The organism is Mesorhizobium sp. M2A.F.Ca.ET.039.01.1.1 (assembly GCF_003998035.1).
GTDB lineage: Bacteria > Pseudomonadota > Alphaproteobacteria > Rhizobiales > Rhizobiaceae > Mesorhizobium.
The window spans coordinates 1-16,125 of record NZ_RZRY01000005.1; the positions used below are offsets into that span (position 1 = coordinate 1).

A 16,125-nucleotide genomic window follows, 5' to 3' on the forward strand; every position below is an offset into this window, starting at 1 on the left:
TTTCGAAACAAGGTGTTTCGCTCAATTTGGGCGGCCACCCAGATTTCCAGCCTCGGTTGGCTAGTGCAAACGGTCGCCATCAGTTGGCTTATGGCAACGATTTCAGCGTCCGACCTCATGGTGGCACTCGTCCAGGCCGCATCCACATTGCCGGTGTTCTTCCTCTCAGTTTTCGCCGGAGCCATTGCCGACAACTTCAGCCGCCGGTGGGTGATGTTTGCGGGACACTGCCTGATAGCATCGGCGTCGACGACGCTGATGATTTCTGTGGGTCTGGGATTTGTCAGTCCTTGGCTGATTCTCGGGTTAGGTTTCCTGGCCGGCTGCGGCTTTGCCTTGAATGATCCGGCTTGGCACGCTTCGGTCGGCGATATCCTTCACAAACGCGACATTCCGGCCGCAGTGACGCTTATGTCCGTCGGATACAACATTGTGCGCAGCGTTGGTCCGGCCTTGGGGGGCGTGATCCTGGCCGTCTTTGGGCCGCTGGCCGCTTTCGCCTTGGCTGCGGTGAGTGATCTGGCGCCCATAAGCGCGATATGGCGCACCAAATGGGAGGTCCGCTCTTCGCCTCTCCCTCGTGAGAGAATGACGACGGCAATTCATGACGGAGTGCGCTTTACTGCGATGTCTTTGGAGATCAGGGCAGCGACCGCCCGAGCCGCTCTTTTCGGATTGGCAAGCATCTCCATTCTGGCGTTGCTCCCCCTCGTCGTCCGGGATCAGTTGAAGAGTGGGCCAATTGTCTACGGTATCTTATTGGCCGGCTTCGGCATGGGTGCTTTCATCGCGGGCATGGGCAACGGCTTCTTGAGGAAGGTCACGTCTCAAAACAGGCTGGTGGCCTTCGCCTCTGTGGCTTGTGCAGTCTGTTGCCTCTCCCTTGCCCTTACATCGTCGATTCCTGTGGCGGCCATTTCGCTGGCGCTCGGCGGAGCGGGTTGGCTTATCACCTGGACGGGCATTGACGTGTCGGTGCAGTTGGCAAGCCCAAGGTGGGTTGTAGGCCGCACGCTCTCCATTTACTACGCCTTGAGCGCAGGCGGTATGGCTGCTGGCAGCTGGATCTGGGGTTCTGTCGCGCAAAACTATTCCTTGACCTTAGCATTGGAGGGCGCCGCAGGCGCTCTGTTGCTGGTTGCAGCAGCGGGGATCGTGTTGCCGGTCCGTCCCTGGGAAGAAACCGATCAAGAAAGTTCAGTTTTTCATCCGCCGGACGTGGCTCTCGATCTGAAACCCAGAAGTGGCCCTATCGTGGCCAAGGTCGAGTATTTGATATCGGAGGAAAATATCGAGGCCTTTCTGGGCTCCATGCGCACGCGGCGACACGTCCAGAGCCGTGCCGGTGCACGAAACTGGACGCTCCAGCGAAATCTGCAAACACCGTCACTTTGGACGGAGACATTCCGCACCCCCACCTGGATGGACTTTCTCCGCCTAAATCATCGACTCACCGCAGCAGATAAGGAAGTCGCCCAGCATCTCCTGTCACTGCATGAAGGAGAGGTGCCTCCGCAGACAGTGCTTTCGATTGAACGGACGACCGAGGCAATTCGTACCCGTACCTCGACAATCTTTTCTCGTCCTCCAAGATGACGCCATCAAGCTGCTGTCCAGGGACAGGGTGGATCACCGGTGCTTTGCAGAGCACAGCCTCACACCGAGAGCAGCGTGCTCCGGGTTGTGCGCTTTCGCGCGCACCCAGGCGAGATGATGGTGAACGCGGCGTCAAGTGGAAGTCCCCTGCATACGCTTGCGGAGTCTTCTGCGAGAGCCCATGCCGACGAGCGCCAAACAAGGTTTGATGCCTTTCGGCGTCGTGGCCTCAACTCATCGATTCGCGAGAAAAGCATCGAATGCAGCAGCAACGGCGCGAACAACAAAGCGGTGCTCCGGCCGCACGCGGATGAAGCCGTTTTCGACGTCCAGGATCCCCTCCTCAGCCAGCGTCACCAAACTCTCAACTGAATCGAGAAAACGAGCTGGTTCGATTTCGTGGGCGGCACAGATGGTCGGCACGTCGGCCTCCAAATCGCACATCAGTCGCTCGATGATCGCTGCGCGCACCCGGTCATCGTCGGTCAGACGGTGACCCTTTGATGTCGCCAGACGTCCACTTGCGATGTGCCGGGCGTAAGAATCCCGTGTTACTTCGTTCTGAACATACCCCTCGCGGACTCGGCCAATAGCCGACGCGCCTAAGCCGATCACGTTTTGCAAGTATCGGCCGAGTATCCCAGCGAATTACGCCGTAGGCGCGCCCGGTCTTCTGCGCTAGCGCGAGTTCGTCGTCCGGCGGAGCGAAATGATCGAGCCCGATCTCCCGGTAGCCAGCGCCAACCAGTGTCTCGGCGACAGCTGCAGCCTGTTCGGCGCGAAGATCGCCGTCCGGTAGACCTGCCTGCTCGATAGGCGCTGGTTCTTTATCACGGAAGGAATATGCGCGTATCCGAACACCGCAAGCCGGTTGGGGCGCATGGCGACCGCAGCCATCGCGGTCTGGATGCAGGACTGCACAGTCTGTTTCGGTAGACCGAAGATGAGGTCGAAGTTGATATGGCCAACGCCATGCCGGCGGAGATTTTGGACTGCAGCGGCCGTCTGCACCTTACTCTGGATCCGATTGATCGCCTTTGCACATCGGGATCAAAGCTCTGCACGCCGATGCTCGCGCGGTTGACACCGTTAGCTGCCAAGGCTTCGGCCATTTCCGGTGTGAACGTTCGGGGATCGATCTCCACGGTGATCGCAGCAGTTTTGCTGAAAGCGAAGTGGCGGCGTAGAAATTCCATCAGCGCCAAGTGCTCGGCTGGCCCGATAAGGTGAGGCGTTCCGCGCCGAAATGCACATCGCTCACCGGCAGCCCTTGCCGCACTTGCTCCGACACCAAACTGATCTCCTGACGCAGCACCGCTAAATAATTAAGGATCGGGCCGTTGCGACGGATGACCGCGGTAGGGAAGCCGCAATACCAGCACATGGATCGGCAAAACGGAATGTGGAAATAGAGCGACACCGATTCGTCGGCCGGGAGGCCCCCCAGCCATTCCTCATAATCGTCAGCACCAACTGCCGCAGAGAAGTCTGGCACAGTCGGATAGATGGTATACCAAGGCGGCCGGGGGTCCCGGTACTTTGTCAGGATTGAGGTGTGCAAGGAGCTGTCATCCCACGTCGCTGATCCATCATTCTTTCGTTGCGCGCTCGTCCTGGTCTCTGACCTAAGTCAGTGCGTCCCGCTTATGTCGCAGTCTCGTTTGGACAGGATGGGGTCAACCACGCCGGGGAGCGCGCGTGCCATGGTTGCGCCTGAGGTGATGGTGCGGTGCCGCATTCAACGTCTGAGTAGTACGTGACGCCAGTGCAGTGTGCTTGAGGCGTCTGCGGAAGAACTTTGCAATGCGAAATTCATGTCCGACGCAACGGACCTGTCAAGCCTCGTTCAGACGCCATCCAGGTCCAGCCAGCGGCCTTCCCTGCCGGCCGAAAAACCATACCGGCTTTAGCCACCGAGACGCTCTAAAGCTGACGTCGGCTCATTTGATGAAAGGAGGACGCCGCTAGGGGGTGCACAAGGTTCCCCGGCTTGACGTCGCTTCGAGCGAAGAGCGGCGGTGTGGCTTGTCGTCAAGCGCCGGGCAGCGTGCCCCCTACCGATATCCCGAAAAGATCGACCAAGATGGCCATGCCGACGCCACACGCGGTCTGGATGAGGCCGACCATGAAAATGCGATTGGCGCGTTCGTAGATGGGGCGCCGCAAGGAACTCATGTCGAGCAGCATGGACAGCGCTCTCATCTGCAGTGCGATGCCGAGCAGGATCGGCACTACGGCGAACAGATCGTAGAGTTGCCATGGCAAGGGGTTCGCGGCCCAATGAGTGAGGAAGCCGAGCGAAAAGGCAAGCAGGATACCCACGGCAGTGATTGTGCCGTTGCGGAAAATGGTCTCGATCGGTTCTTCCTTCGGATCGTGCTCGTCCAAGCGGCTTCCTTTCGTTGCTCTTTCCGTCGAGACTAAGTTCTCGAGAATGCTGTTCATCGCCAATTACTCGAGGCGAGCCGTAGGCAGCCGTTTCAGGGTGCGCTCCCTCTCGCTTCCGGCCGCGCAATGTACCTGCACGGCGAACTTACAGCGGCGAAAAGGTGCTGCGGCCACCATGCGACGCCTCGGACGCGCACGCCCTCTGTTCCTGGCGCAGCCCTTGCGGAGCGTACGCGCAGTGATCCTTCTCGGTAGCGCATGGCGCGGCCTCCGTTGCGGTCAGACGGGAAGCCGTCGCTGTTAAACGAGACTGTCACATATCGAACATGGCGAACCGTGTCGCACATTGCTTTTCGCAGTGACCCTCAAAAAAAGTGATTCCAGCGAGACGAAGGCGCGTCGGCCCGATTTTGGTGTCGGCCGCATTTACGCTTCAGGTTGGCATGTCGCTTGCTGCTCTATTTCGGAGAGCTGCAGCGGTCCGACCGGAGTGTTTCACATGTAAACGATAATGAATCTCCTAACAGAAAACACTATTATAAGTACATGTGGCTTTTACGCTGGCTCACCTCTCGTGTCAAGCGCTTTGGCGTCCACATATTGGAGACAACACGCACAAAATTTAGAGGAAAAGCTTGCTCTTTCGCCTCTATCCTTTTTATTCCTTCATGGAGATCTAGACATGTACATCAAGAGTCCTCTTCTCGGCTTAACTGCTCTGATGACCGTTTCCGTCGGTCGAGCAGCTGGCGCCGAGCGGGAACCGGCCGAGTACATCAAGATCTGCGACGTCCTCGGCTCGGGATATTCCTATATTCCCAACACCGAGACCTGCCTGCGCATCGGCGGCTATGTCCGTTACGATATCGGCCTGGGTGACGTCCGATCGTATGACAGCGCAAGAACCTCGGACGTGAGAACTGGCGAGGACCAAGGCACTTGGCGAAACAGCACACGCTTCACGTTCAAAACTTGGACCGGCCAGCAGACCGAGCTCGGCGCGTTGACGACCTATACCGAAACCCACGTGAATTTTGGCAACAGCGCTAACTCGCATGACAGTCCTCAGAACTATGATTTCAACAGCGGCCTCGCACTGGCTTCTGCCTGGGTCGAGCTGGGAGGCCTGCGAGTTGGCAAGGAGGGGTCGGCCTTCGATACGTTTGTAAGCTACGCTGGCGACGTTCTCGATAGTATGCTCGTTCCGTCGGCCGGCTTCGACACCAACGTGGCTCAGTACCACTTCGACGCCGGCAACGGCATTTCGACTGTGATTTCGCTCGAACAAGGATCGGGCTCAGCCGGTACTATCGACAGCTATATTCCGCACGTTGTCGCCGGCTTGAAATACACGCAAGGCTGGGGCTCGATCACCGGCGTCGCGGCTTATGACAGCAATTACGAAGCTTTTGCCGGCAAGATCCGCGTCGACGTCGCTGTCACAAACCAGCTGTCGCTGTTTGGACTCTTCGGCTACGGTTCCAATGCCAGTCTCAACGAGGACTCAAACGGCGCAATTGCCAATCATGGGCGCGGCTCGTACAAAATCTGGAACGGCCAGTGGGCTTTCTGGGCGGGCGCCACCTACGAGTTTGACGAGAAAACTTCGTTCAACCTTCAGGTCTCGGGTGATCAGCTCAAGGATGCTGGTGTGGCTGCAAACGTCGCCTACATGGTCGTTCCCGGCTTCACGGTCACAGCCGAGGTCGATTACGACCACTACGGCAACTCTGGCCTCGGCCCTGCCGAGCCTACCGCCGTCAAGGGCACGAGCAAGCCGAACAGCGTCGGCGGCATTCTCCGCTTACAAGGCTCATTTTGAAATCTCTCCAGTCGCGAGCATGGCAAAGGCACTTGCCTCGACAACGCACGCATGGAGAGCTTCGTTCGCCATCTTGAAGTCTGCATCGACCGTCCACGGCCCATCGTACCAACTAGAAACTGAAAGTTATGAGCCCTGTGTACTACACCTAGCCCTTGACCTGCCCGATGAACCGGCCAGGGGCCGTCAGTTCAAATTCGGGGCCGCTTAGAGGGCAGTGTGAGGCCGTGTTAGGTAAGCGCCACTGCAATGTCGAGGCCGCGACACGCCTGTCGCTTTGGACGGCTGGAATTGCCCTTCGCGGCGCCATTCATTCTCTCAACATTTACGTGATAATGCACGCTGAGTCCGAGCCGCGTGGCAGCACCCATCCTAGGTCACTATCGGGGGGCCTTAAACCTGAACAGCTCCATCGTCGCGGCTGCTGCGGAAGCAGGAGCTATCACTGGGACCCGTACTGGTGCTTGTCAGCCGCTGAGCCGCTACTTCGTCTTAGGAAGAGCATTGTCCTTGCCAAAAGCCGGCCAGTATTTCGAGATTGCCAGTGTGGCGCCGGCTGAAGAGAAATGACCATAGTCGAAATATAAAAACTCTCCTCTATCGGAATAGGCGCAGCGTCCTGCGCTGCACAGGAATTTCAGCGGATCGATGAATGTGGCGCCTTTGGTAAATGAGCGCACACGTTCGTTGATGTCGGGGTCCATCGCGATCGGCCAGGACGTATCGTCCAGATTTTGGCGCTTGGCGAAGAACGCAATTTTCCGGACGTCAGTTGGGAACTGCGGAGACTGGCCGATGACAAACACGCGCACGCCCAGGGCACGAAGCGTAGCGATTGTTTGCTGAAGACCGTCGAAACCTCTGACCTCATAGTCACTCCATCTACCGCTGAGGATAACCGTCTTGATGTCCGCTTCCAAGATGACGTCCAAGGCCTTGCGATTGAACCGGACACAATCAAGACGATCGTAAGGGTAGTAATAGAGTATCGGCGCGCAGCTGGCGTACGTATATTCAACGATGTTCGCCTGCAATCGATTTATGTTAGCACCCAAGCCGGAAACATAGTGCGCGGCGAAGGAGTCGCCCCACAAAAAAACCGTTGTTGGAAAACCGCTGGTGCGCGTGCAATCCTCCATATTCCAGCTTTCGATCCGGCTGGTGCCCTCGTTGAAACAGATGCCATTCCTCCAGTCCCCGACGGAAATGCGCCGCTGGACATAGTCCGGAAACCGTTGCGGAAAGCCATTGCCGAGCGCCCCCGCCGCTCCGCCGGCACAAAGGACAACGATCGCGAGCGCTGAAAAGGCGAAGATAGGCCCCGGGGAGGTGAAGGCCCTCTTCTGTCGAAACGGCTGCTCTACAAACTTCCAGGAGAATGCAGCCAATGCGAGGCTTGCCACCAACATCGCACCGGTCATCAACGGATCGAGTTTTTGGAACGAAAGATAGTGCGCGAACGCATTGAGAGGCCAGTGAACAAGATACAACGAATACGAGATGAGCCCAATCCAGACCAGCGGCCGGACTTCGAGCATGCGGGTGGCGACCGTCGAGGGGGTATTTTGGCCAACATAGATCAGAAGGGCCGTTCCGATGCATGGATACAAGGCGTTGTAGCCTGGGAACGGATCACTCGCCGAAATCGCGAAGAACCCGATGGCGAGAAGGCCAAATCCGGCCACCCCCACCGACTCCATCAGGAATCGGTTGCCCAGCGGCGAGGGGCATTTGAGCATGAGCAGGGCGCCCAACATGAGTTCCCAGATTCGGGTCGGCAGCAGATAGAATCCGGCGGTGGGTGCCAGCGATGTCGCCATCACCGCCACTACGAAGCTGCAGAGAATTATCGGAAGAAGTGTCGTCAGCCAGCGCTTCCCGATGTAGCGATAGATTAGGAACATCAGGATTGGTGCGAAGATGTAGTACTGCTCCGCTACGGAAAGCGGCCAAGTGTGCAACAGTGGTAGAAGCGCGGCATCGATAGAGAAGTAACTTGACGTTTTCCAGAAGAAAACGTTCGACCAGAAGGTCGAGGTAGCTATGATGCTAAGACTGAATCCGCGCAGATCCGGTGGCAGAAGAATGAACAATGCTGCAATGCAGGTGAGAAGCATCACAAAGACGAGCGCCGGCAGAATGCGCCGGGCACGGCGCCAGTAGAAGTTGACGATGGAAAATTGGCCGCGTTCAAGGTCATCCAGGAGGCTTCCGCTGGTTAGGTAGCCGGAGATGACGAAGAAGATATCGACCCCGCTAAAGCCACCCGGGATCGCCGAAATTCCGAAATGAAAGAGTACGACCGGAAGTACAGCAACGGCCCTAAGGCCCTCGATATAGCGCCTATATTGCATCCAGCGGTTCCTTTTATTTTAGATCAGGACGCGATTGGAAGCTTTCAATCTCCGGTAGGAGTGCTGCCGAGATAAGGGCGGTATCAGCCACCTTTATCCGTCCCGAATGTTCTGTAAGTTGCAACTGGTACAGAAGCACGATCGCCATCGCCGGCCTTGACGGCCTGATTGTCGAGCAGATCGCGCGGATCGTTGACCATCACGGCCAGGTTATGTCCTGTCGAACAACCAAGCGGCTGTTTGAAGGATTCTTCATTGGGTAAGGCACCATATGAGGGACAGACCGGCGGACGGGCGTGATAGACAATCGCCTCAATTCGCACTGAGCCGGCGTCGTGTTGATCGCGCAATTGAATGTTGTCTTCTTCGATTGCCAACTGCCTGGCCTGATGGGCTACCCCTGCGCTGAGCTGGGGCGAACCGCTGATGAGGAGGTGGATGGCATCGAACCGGCCGCGACTGGCCTTGTCTAGGAAAACACGCAAACGCTGCCGTTCGGAAGCGCGCAGGCTTTGCAACGTCAGGACGGTGGTCTCCTCTCGGACAAGCATTGGTGCCGATGGTTCGACATCAACTGGCGTAGTGCTTGTGCAGCCACTTACGCTTGGTGCCAGAGCGACAAAGAGGATTATAAAACGCAACATCTTTGGATGACACTATTCGATGATGAAGCCGAGACCGCCCTGGGCGCTTGGCGCGCCCGCACGGATAGCAGCGCGGTCTCGCGGGGGACTTGTCACGGAATTCGTCGGAGCGCCCCCTCCGTTCAAAGCCGGTGCCGCCCGCTCGGTCGGTGCGCTCATCTGGTTTGGGTTGGAGCCTGGTCTTACAATGTAAGGCGTAACTAGAATGACCAGTTCTGACTCCTCTTTTTGAAACGAGGTCGAGCGAAAAAGCGGTCCCAGGATCGGCAGTTCTCCGAGCCAGGGAAAGGCCCTGACATCATTGTTGACGTTCCGCCTGATTAGACCGCCGATTGCGAAGCTCTGGCCGCTGGCGAGTTCGACGACCGTATCGGCTCGGCGCGTGGAAACTGCCGGCACGGAAATTCCGTTGATTTGCACGGCACCTTGCGTCGACAGTTCACTGACTTCGGGCGTTACGTGAATGTTGATTTGATTGTTGCTGAGAACTGTCGGCACAAATTCCAGACTGACGCCGAAGTGACGGAATTCAACCGATACCTGCCTGTTTTCCTGCAGGACAGGAATGGGAAATTCGCCGCCCGCGAGAAAGCTGGCCTTTTCACCCGACATAGCGGTGAGGTTCGGCTCAGCCAGGACGGAAGCTATATGCTCCTTGGCGAGCGCGTCGAGAACCGCGCTGACGTTGACGGCACCGTTGTCGAATCCGATTTCTGCTGTACCGCCACCCTGGGTTGAACCAGACCCAGCGCTTGCAGCGCTTCCGCTTAGAACGCCCACTTTGAAATTGCCGATTTGACCGAAGGCGGACAAGTTGACGCCGAGTGACTTCATGGCGCTGCGTGAGACTTCGGCTACGCGCACGCTGAGGTTAACTTGCAGGGATCCAGCGACCTTGATGTTGTTGACGACTTGCGCTCCGTCGCCCAGATATTGCTCAGTGACTCTTTTTGCGGTGTCGGCGACCTCTGCGTCGGGCGCCGTCCCGCTAAGGATTGCGCCGCGCGGCGTATAGTTGACGCGGATGGGATAGTCGCCGACCTGCTCCCGCAACATGGCGCGTAAATCCCCGATCGGTTGCGTGACAACGATACGCAATTCGGCGAGAGGCTCGCCATTGCCATCCAAGGCGAATAGGCTGGTCCGCCCCGATTTCTTGCCAAAGACGAAGATTGTTTTGCTCGATGGCGCCTGAAAATCCGCGATCGTGGGGTCAGCAACAAAGATGGTCGTGGCTGGCGCGGGCAGATGAACGGTCTCCCCGAGCGAAGAGGAAAGGGTCAGCGTGGCGTTGATGCTATTCGAAGCCGCATGCGGCGGGCCTTTGTCCTGCTTGTTTTGCGCCGCGACACCAAGTGGGAAAGTCACAATAAGCGCGCAGAGGAGATGGCCCAGGTAACGGGGAACTGCAGGTCTTGTAACCTTGTTGGCGATCGCCCGCCAATTGAGCGCATGGCAAGGATGTTGAAGGATCAGCAAAATAGATCTTCTTTCGATTCGACAAACTATGCGGACGAGGCGTCAGTCAATTCTAGGATGTAACCAATGCCTCGGATGGTCTTGATCCGTGGCGTTGCACCTGATCTGGTCAGATGTCCCCGTAAACGATAAATTCCGACTTCAAGCGCGTTGGCAGACACGTCGTCGTTGAATGAATAGAGGTGATCTTCCAATTGCGCACGGGGCACGATGCGGCCTGCCCGGTTAAGCAGGTGCTCTAGAATACAGAGTTCGCGACGTGCGATCATCATTGGGTGCCCATCAACGAAAACCTGGCGGGCGACCGGATCAAAGTCGAGATTGCCAAATACGAGCCTCAGGTCGGTCATCTGTGTCGCCCGGCGCAGAATGGCTCTCATTCTGGCAATAAGCTCATCGGTAGAGATGGGTTTGAGCAGAAAGTCGTCCGCACCACCGTTGAAGATCGCAATTCGCTTATCGAGATCGTTAAGGCTGCTCATAATGACGGCAGGAACTGAATGCCCGTGGGTCCTCAACTGCCTCAGCCAACCCAAGCCATCGCCATCTGGCAGAGCCAATTCCAGCAGGAGAATTTCATAGCTGGCGCAAGAAAATGCACTCGAAGCCAGTTCCAGAGTACCAACGACATCAACGACGAAGCCGCCATCCCCGAGCGCAAGTCGCATGGCGCGCGCAAGATCCGCATGATGATCCACGAGCAGCGTTCGCATTTCATCTCCTCTCGAAGAGGGACGGCCCATCGAACGCGTCACCGGCGGCCATCTGATCGGAGCACACGGCGCGCAACTCGTCGCAGCTCTCGGAACTGGTCCGAGTCGGAGGGACATGCAAGTCGCTCGGTGGCAATAGGCGCGGGTGAGGACCAACTGACGGGCTCAAATACGCCGGTCGGCGAACCCACGAGGCCAGCAACCCGCGTGCGATTTCTCGTTGCATCATCTCTCCTACGTGCAGCCCCTGCGCTCGCAAGGCAGCGTCGCGGCTCAGAGCCCGATTCCCACAGAGGGTAGGGTTAGCTTTCGAGAAACTGATTGAACAAATCGATTATTTGGATCGAATGCATCCACGGTATGGATGCAGCGCACCATCTTCAACGACTGCGGCGTCCTGATGCACTGTTGTGTCTGTCGTGCTCTGCTTTTTTCGCTGTCCTTCAAGGCTGGCGAGCCTGGTGGAACCTGCGCGTCATTGGCTTGGTAGCTTGAATGCTCAACAACGGAGCGCCCTGCGCAAAGCCGCTCTCATTTCCAAAAAGCCTTGCAATCTGGTTGGAGCACTTCGCGCTCGACACCAAAATAGGCGAGGAAAACTGACGTCTGACAGGGATGTACATGCAACAGCCGATTTGCGGCACCAGCAAACGACCGCGTTCAGGCTGAAGATCGACGACCAACGGCTCCTCGATTTCCGCACCGACCGCTTTTACAAGCTCTTCCTGTGCGGGCGGATGCCGGCAAACAGCAGCACAGGGTCAGCGAAACCGGGAGCGGGCCTGCTTGATCGCCATGATCACATTGCCGCTGTCGCGCGTGCGGAGCGGAATGCAATCGGTCCAGCCGGCGGCAATCCGGTCAGCACCATCGTCTGCACGAAGCTCCCTGACGAAGACGTGCCCGAATGCGCTCAACAAAGCCGGGCGGCGGATCTTTCCAATCGCCGAAGGTGCGGGCTGGCACCGAGCGGCGAACTGCGAACTCATTCCTGCCCGGCGGCGCTGGCCGCCGCGAGCGTCGATGCGGACCCAGCCGCTCCGAATCCTCCCACAACACGATGAGCGCGTCGCGGACATCGCTGCCGTAACAGCGGCTGCGGCTCTTGCCCGCAGACGGCCTCTGCTCACGACGGTTCATAAGACGGATCGCGCGCTTGCGAATAATAGCCGGTTACCGCCTCGAACTCATCCAGAATGCGCCGCTTGTCAACGCCGCAATAAAGCTCCACGATCGCCGCTTCACCGTGTCGCCATGCTGAGCCGCGCCATCCTTCCCCCGAACCGGAATGGCACGACCTGTCCATCCCCTTTGGAACAGGACACTATTGGTAACATTTTGCTTGAGGCAATGCGGCTCGTTGCCTTCCTTTTCGCTGACCGGAAGGGTACCGGAAGTCGTCTATCGCATTTTACCCGCTGAAAGCGGCAACACCTCGACCTCAATCGCAGATCATAGGAAATAGACGATCGCGTCGGGGCCTCAGCATCGGTTCACCGGGTTTCCGTCATCGACTGAAGCGAATTGCCCCATCGACCGTCACCGGGTGGGCCGCGATACGTCGCCGTGTATGATTAGCGAGCGCACGTAGCGGAGCCATAGCTCTCCACCCAGCCATGTTCCCCTAGTTGGAAAATGTCCGGCGGACCAGAGGTGCTGTCGTCAGCTTTTCCTGAATAGCGGCCAAGGCAATCCCTACCAGTCCATCACCACCTTGCCGGAACTGCCGCTCTTCATCGCATCGAAACCGATCTGAAAATCGTCGATGCCGATGCGGTGGGTGATCAGGCCGGAGACATCCAGCGGACCCTGCACAAGCGCGATCATCTTGTACCAGGTTTCGAACATCTCGCGGCCGTAGATGCCTTTGAGATGCAGCATCTTGAAGATGACCTTGTTCCAGTCGATCTCGAAGCCGGTCGGCGCGATGCCCAGAATGGCGATCTTGCCGCCATTGTTCATGGTGTCGATCATGTCGCGGAAAGCGGGGGCGGCGCCTGACATTTCGAGCCCGACGTCGAACCCCTCGGTCATGCCGAGCACCGGCATGACGTCGCGCAGCTTCTCCTTCGAGGCGTCGACGACATGCTGGACGCCGAGTTTCTTGGCTAGCGCCAGCCGCACCGGGTTGATGTCAGTGATGACCACTTTGCGCGCGCCGACGCATTGGGCGACGAGCGCGCCCATGATGCCGATCGGCCCGGCGCCAGTCACCAGCACGTCCTCGCCGACCAGATCGAAGGACAATGCGGTGTGGACGGCATTGCCCAAGGGATCGAAGATCGCGGCAATCTCATCGGGCACATCGTCGGGGATCGGCACGACATTGTGCTGCGGGATCGCCAGATACTCGCCGAAGGCGCCTGGACGGTTGACGCCGACGCCGAGTGTGTTGCGGCACAGATGCCCTCGCCCGGCGCGACAGTTGCGGCAATGGCCGCAGACGATGTGGCCTTCGCCCAATACACGCTGGCCGACCTTGTATTCGGTGACCGCTGCGCCGAAATCGGCAACGGTGCCGACGAATTCATGGCCCGTCACCATCGGCACCGGCACCGTCTTCTGCGCCCACTGGTCCCAATTGTAGATGTGCACGTCGGTGCCGCAGATCGCCGTCTTCTTGATCTTGATCAGCACGTCGTTGGGGCCGATTTCCGGCACCGGCACCTCTTCCATCCAGATGCCCGGTTCGGCCTTGGCCTTCACAAGCGCCTTCATCATGTTCGACATCAGGATTTCCCTATTCCGTGATTGCGCTTCTGGCGAGATAGCCTGCACAACGGGAAGGTAGGCCACTAACTCGTTTGAACGTCCGGAATGGTCAGCCCCGCCTGCTCGGCCTCGCGGCGCAAATTCTGACGGGGCCTGGGGCCGATCTGCTGGATCACCAATCCGGCTGCCAGTGAGCCAAGGTCGCCGCAAGTCTGCAGGTCGCGGCCTTGCGTGTAGCCATGCAGGAAGCCGGCGGCATAGAGATCGCCGGCGCCCGTCGTGTCGACCAGTTCCTTGATGGCGGTCGCCTTGATCACCACGGTCTCGTCGCCGCGCACGATCACCGAGCCTTTTTCCGAGCGGGTGACGGCGGCGATCCGGCAATCCTTGCGGATCTGGGCCAGCGCCTCGTCGAACGACGATGTCTGGTAGAGCGACTTGATCTCGTGGCTGTTGGCAAAGACGATGTCGACCGTGCCCGAGCGCATCAGGTCGAGGAATTCGTCGCGGTAGCGGTCGACGCAGAACGAATCCGATAGCGTCATCGACACTTCTCGGCCTGCCGCGTGCGCCAGCTTCGCCGTCTGGCGGATTGCCTCCTTGGCGCGCGGCGGGTCCCACAGATAGCCTTCGAAATAGGTGACCTTGGCGCCGGACGCCTTGTCGGCTTCGACATCCTCAGGGCCAAGCTCGACGCAGGCGCCGAGATAGGTGTTCATCGAGCGCTCGCCGTCGGGCGTGACGAAGATCATCGAGCGCGCCGTCGGCGGCTCACCCTTGAGCGGCGTGGTGCCGAAGGCGACGCCCTGCGCATGGATGTCGTGGGCGTAGATTTCGCCCAGCGCATCGTTGGAGACCTTGCCGAAGAAGGCCGCGCGGCCGCCAAAGCTGGCGACGCCGGCCGCCGTGTTGCCGGCGCTGCCGCCGGACGCTTCGATCGCCGGACCCATGCGGCTGTAGAGCAGTTCGGCGCGTTGTGTGTCGATGAGGTTCATCGCGCCCTTGATGATGCCGTTGGTCTCGAGGAATTCCTCGTCGCACTGGGCGATGATGTCGACAATGGCATTGCCGATGCAAAGCACGTCATAATCCGGCATCAAAATCTCCGCCAAAACCCGAGCCGGCTTCTTGCCACGCCGGCCGGGCGTGGTCTCGCGAGTTGAAATGGGTTGCCGCATGCGCTTGATCCAGCCGCCCTCACGCAGCTGCCGGTCCGGCTTCACGCAGCAAATCGTCAGCTTTGTCCGTCTTCTCCCAAGTGAACTCAGGCTCTTCACGCCCGAAGTGTCCGTATGTCGCCGTCTTGCGGTATATCGGCCGTAAGAGATCAAGCATCTTGATGATGCCTTTCGGTCGGAGATTGAAAACCTCGAGAACAAGGCGCTCGATCCTTTTTTCCTCGATCCTTGCGGTTCCGAAGGTATTGACCATGACAGAAACCGGACTGGCCACGCCGATCGCGTAGGCAAGCTGAACCTCGCAGACCTCTGCAAGGCCGCTGGCAACGATGTTCTTCGCGACATACCGGGCGGCATAGGCCGCCGAGCGGTCAACCTTGGATGGGTCCTTGCCCGAAAAGGCACCGCCGCCGTGACGCCCGGTCCCACCGTAGGAATCGACGATGATCTTCCGTCCTGTGAGGCCGCAGTCGCCGGCAGGCCCACCGACCACGAACCGCCCTGTTGGGTTGACCAGAAATCTGATCCCCGAAGTATCCAGGTGGGCCGGCAGGACCGGTTTTATGATCTCCTCAATGACGCCTTCGCGGACCGTGGCTTGTGAGACCGCTTCGTCATGCTGCGTTGACAGGACTATGGTATCCAGCGCCACCGGGCGGAGCCCTTCGTAGCGTACCGACACTTGAGATTTCACGTCCGGACGCAGCCAGCCAAGCTGTCCCGCTTTCCGGACCTCGGCCTGTCTTTTCGTCAAATGGTGAGCGAGTTGGATCGGCAGGGGCATCAATGTATCCGTCTCGTTGCATGCGAATCCAAACATGATGCCCTGATCCCCTGCCCCTTGCCCGAGATCCTGCCCTCGTCCTTCATCAACGCCCTGGCTTATGTCGGGCGACTGCTCGGTGAGGGCCAGAACGACGGCGCAACGTCGACCATCAAAGCCAATCGCATCATCGTCGTAGCCAATATCGAGTATCGTATCGCGGGCGACTTGGCTGTAATCGATGTGGGCATGGCTGGTGATCTCGCCAGCCACAACGACCATCCCCGTCTTCACCAACACTTCACAGGCGACGCGCGCCTTCGGATCGGTGCGCAGGACCGCATCGAGAATGGCATCGGAGATGTTGTCTGCCATCTTGTCGGGGTGTCCCGCGCCGACGGATTCGGAAGAGAACACGAACTGCCTGGTCATAAAAATGCCCTCGCTTCAAGTGCTGGAGTTAGTGAGGAGTTTCT

Annotated in this window: 10 protein-coding genes and 2 pseudogenes; 2 read left to right on the forward strand and 10 right to left on the reverse strand. The window is 58.6% G+C overall.

All coding sequences use genetic code 11. The annotated features are described in order from the left end of the window. Window positions 1-1,596, forward strand: a 1,596-nt coding sequence (locus EOA24_RS01405) for an MFS transporter (protein WP_281059871.1), incomplete at its 5' end; no start/stop codon positions are given. A gap of 234 nt (window positions 1,597-1,830) precedes the next feature. On the opposite strand, the pseudogene hemN reads toward EOA24_RS01405, so the two are convergent. Then, a pseudogene (gene hemN / locus EOA24_RS01410) lies at window positions 1,831-3,157 on the reverse strand (oxygen-independent coproporphyrinogen III oxidase). 470 nt (window positions 3,158-3,627) lie between these two features. Next, window positions 3,628-3,984 (reverse strand): hypothetical protein, encoded by a 357-nt coding sequence (locus tag EOA24_RS01415; protein ID WP_024505577.1) that lies wholly within the window; start codon window positions 3,982-3,984, stop codon window positions 3,628-3,630. A gap of 682 nt (window positions 3,985-4,666) precedes the next feature. Here EOA24_RS01415 and EOA24_RS01420 point away from each other — a divergent pair. Next, window positions 4,667-5,806, forward strand: a complete 1,140-nt coding sequence (locus EOA24_RS01420; RefSeq protein ID WP_126063922.1) for a porin — start codon at window positions 4,667-4,669, stop codon at window positions 5,804-5,806. A 482-nt stretch (window positions 5,807-6,288) separates the two neighbouring features. Here the strand turns inward: EOA24_RS01420 and EOA24_RS01425 are convergent, their stop codons facing one another. From EOA24_RS01425 to metK, 8 genes and pseudogenes are all read right to left on the reverse strand, one after another. Beyond that, window positions 6,289-8,160 carry an acyltransferase family protein gene (locus EOA24_RS01425; protein ID WP_126080682.1) on the reverse strand — a complete coding sequence of 624 codons (1,872 nt, stop codon included), beginning with the start codon at window positions 8,158-8,160 and terminating at the stop codon, window positions 6,289-6,291. Window positions 8,161-8,243: 83 nt separating this feature from the next. Further along, on the reverse strand, window positions 8,244-8,804 hold the full coding sequence (locus EOA24_RS01430; protein ID WP_063169261.1) for a CpaD family pilus assembly lipoprotein: 561 nt from the start codon (window positions 8,802-8,804) through the stop codon (window positions 8,244-8,246). 12 nt (window positions 8,805-8,816) lie between these two features. Beyond that, window positions 8,817-10,238: a type II and III secretion system protein family protein gene (locus EOA24_RS01435; RefSeq protein ID WP_050580548.1), complete on the reverse strand. Its 1,422-nt coding sequence runs from the start codon at window positions 10,236-10,238 to the stop codon at window positions 8,817-8,819. Window positions 10,239-10,309: 71 nt separating this feature from the next. After that, complete coding sequence (locus tag EOA24_RS01440) at window positions 10,310-10,996, reverse strand: response regulator transcription factor (RefSeq protein WP_024505585.1); 687 nt, start codon at window positions 10,994-10,996, stop codon at window positions 10,310-10,312. 812 nt (window positions 10,997-11,808) lie between these two features. Next, window positions 11,809-11,977, reverse strand: a pseudogene (locus EOA24_RS42745) (transposase); the annotation flags it as partial. 714 nt (window positions 11,978-12,691) lie between these two features. After that, window positions 12,692-13,726, reverse strand: coding sequence for an L-threonine 3-dehydrogenase (gene tdh, locus EOA24_RS01450; RefSeq protein ID WP_126063920.1), 1,035 nt, complete (start codon window positions 13,724-13,726; stop codon window positions 12,692-12,694). Window positions 13,727-13,791: 65 nt separating this feature from the next. Beyond that, window positions 13,792-14,805, reverse strand: coding sequence for an adenosine kinase (locus EOA24_RS01455; protein ID WP_126063919.1), 1,014 nt, complete (start codon window positions 14,803-14,805; stop codon window positions 13,792-13,794). 100 nt (window positions 14,806-14,905) lie between these two features. Next, the gene (metK, locus tag EOA24_RS01460; RefSeq protein WP_063169265.1) at window positions 14,906-16,081 is read right to left on the reverse strand and encodes a methionine adenosyltransferase; all 1,176 of its coding nucleotides are present in this window, start codon (window positions 16,079-16,081) and stop codon (window positions 14,906-14,908) included. Between the last annotated feature and the right edge of the window lie 44 nt (window positions 16,082-16,125).